The organism is Pseudomonas sp. (assembly GCF_049645325.1).
Taxonomy (GTDB): domain Bacteria; phylum Pseudomonadota; class Gammaproteobacteria; order Pseudomonadales; family Pseudomonadaceae; genus Aquipseudomonas.
In genome coordinates, this window is sequence record NZ_JBARTQ010000544.1 from 1 (window position 1) to 2,068 (window position 2,068).

Here is a 2,068-nt window from a genome sequence, read left to right on the forward strand (position 1 = left end):
GCATTCGCGAGCAAGCCCGCTCCCACTTTTTTGACTGCGTTACATCCCCAGCCAGTGCGGCAATGCCAGCGAGATAAACGGCAGGTACGTGACCATGATCAGGAACACCAACAAGATCATCAGCCACGGCAGCGCCGCGCGGATGGTCTGGCCCAAGGTCAGCCCGGTCACCGCCGAGGTCACGAACAGGTTCAACCCCACCGGCGGGTGCACCAGGCCGATTTCCATATTGACCACCATCACAATCCCCAGGTGAATGGGGTCGATACCCAGCTTCATCGCGATCGGGAAGAAGATCGGCGCCAGGATCAGCACGATGGCGGACGGTTCCATAAAGCTGCCGGCCACCAGCAACACGATGTTGACCATGATCAGGAAGCCAATCGGCGTCAGCCCTTCGGAGATCACCCACGCGGTGATTTCCTGGGGAATCTGTTCGGTGGTCAGCACATGGGCGAAAAGCATGGCGTTGGCGATGATAAACATCAGCATGATCGCCAGGCGCCCGGAGTCCAACAGCACTTTGGGGCAGTCGCGAAACTTCATGTCCTTGTAGATGAACAAGGCCACAAACGCTGAATACACCGCCGCCACCGCCGCTGCTTCGGTGGGCGTGAACATTCCGCTGTAGATGCCGCCGAGGATGATCACCAGCAAGAGCAAGCCCCAGAACGCACGGCGCGCGCAGGTCAGCCATTCACGGAATGTCGCCCGCGGCTGGGCCGGCAGCTTCTTGATGCGCGCGACGATGTAGATCGCGACCATCAGCATCAGCCCCAACAGCAGCCCCGGGATCACCCCGGCCATGAACAGCTTGCCGACCGAGGTTTCGGTGGCCGCCGAGTACACCACCATCACGATCGATGGCGGAATCAGGATGCCCAAGGTGCCGGCGTTGCAGATGATCCCCGCGCCGAACTCCTTGGGGTAACCGGAACGCACCATGCCGGCCACGGCAATCGAGCCCACGGCCGCCACTGTCGCCGGTGACGAACCGGACAACGCTGCAAACAACATGCACGCCAACACCGCTGCAATCGCCAGGCCGCCACGGATATGCCCGACACACGCGTTGGCAAAGTCGATCAGCCGTTGCGCCACGCCGCCGGTGGTCATGAACGCGCCGGAGAGCAGGAAGAACGGAATCGCCAGGAAGGTGTAGGCGTCGGACGTTTCAAACAGCTTGATCGCCAGCGAACTCACTGAGTCCTGGCTGAACATCAGGATCGACACCGCGCCCGACAAACCCAGAGAAATCGCGATCGGCACGCCGAGGAACATGAACACGAACAACAGCAAAAACAGACAGAGCACGGCCATCAGTGACGCTCCTCATGGCTGCCGGCCAACTTGCTGGCCTCGCCAGCCTCGTCGGCCAGCCCCAACCCGACCTGACGGTGGGTGAATATGCGGTAGAAAATTTCCAGGTAGCGGATAAACACCAAGGCAAAACCGATGGGCACGATGATCACGATGTCGCCGACATCGACGCCATATTGGTCGAGGTCTTCAGCACCGATGTGCGCGGTCATTACCGCACTCACCCACTTGTAGCTGGCGACCATGAACAGCCCGGCGTAGGCCAGGCAGCACAGGCACGCGAGCATGCCGAGGAAACGTTGCACCGGGCGCTTGGTCAGCTTGACCAGCGCGTCCACACCGAGGTGGCCGGCGGTGCGCACGCCGTAGGAAATGCCGAAGAAAATCAGCCAGCCGAACATGGCCTTGGTCAGCGCCACGCTCCAGGTCATGTCCTGGGCCCAGGTCATGGTGTGATCGCCCAGGCCGTTGAAGAAATTACTGCTGATGGCCCATTTGTCGGCCAGGGCAAAGAACAGCGTGTAGATGTTGTTGAGCATGACGTAGACGAACGTCACCAGGGTCATGGCGGCCAGCAGGAAGGCGATAAAGCCTTCCTCCAGGTGCTCCCAGACGCGCCTTAGCGTTTGCATGGCAAAACCTCGCGAAAAAGAGATGGGTTATGCAAGGCTCAGGGCCGAAACCGGCTCAAAGTGTGGGAGCGGGCTTGCTCGCGAATGCAGTCTGTCAGTTGAGAACACTGGTGACT

The 2,068-nt window shown here is 60.3% G+C and carries 2 protein-coding genes; both read right to left on the reverse strand.

What is annotated here, in order from left to right:
- Positions 1–39: 39 nt before the first annotated feature.
- Positions 40–1,320, reverse strand: coding sequence for a C4-dicarboxylate TRAP transporter large permease protein DctM (gene dctM, locus WBB95_RS22850; RefSeq protein ID WP_424489631.1), 1,281 nt, complete (start codon positions 1,318–1,320; stop codon positions 40–42).
- On the reverse strand, positions 1,320–1,952 hold the full coding sequence (locus tag WBB95_RS22855) for a TRAP transporter small permease (protein WP_424489632.1): 633 nt from the start codon (positions 1,950–1,952) through the stop codon (positions 1,320–1,322). The genes dctM and WBB95_RS22855 overlap by 1 nt, the downstream gene beginning before the upstream one ends.
- Positions 1,953–2,068: the final 116 nt, after the last annotated feature.

Excerpts from the sequence above, each read along its gene's own strand:
- WBB95_RS22855 (WP_424489632.1), bottom strand. The coding sequence starts at position 1,952 with ATGCAAACGCTAAGGCGCGTCTGGGAGCACCTGGAGGAAGGCTTTATC.
- dctM (WP_424489631.1), bottom strand. The coding sequence starts at position 1,320 with ATGGCCGTGCTCTGTCTGTTTTTGCTGTTGTTCGTGTTCATGTTCCTC.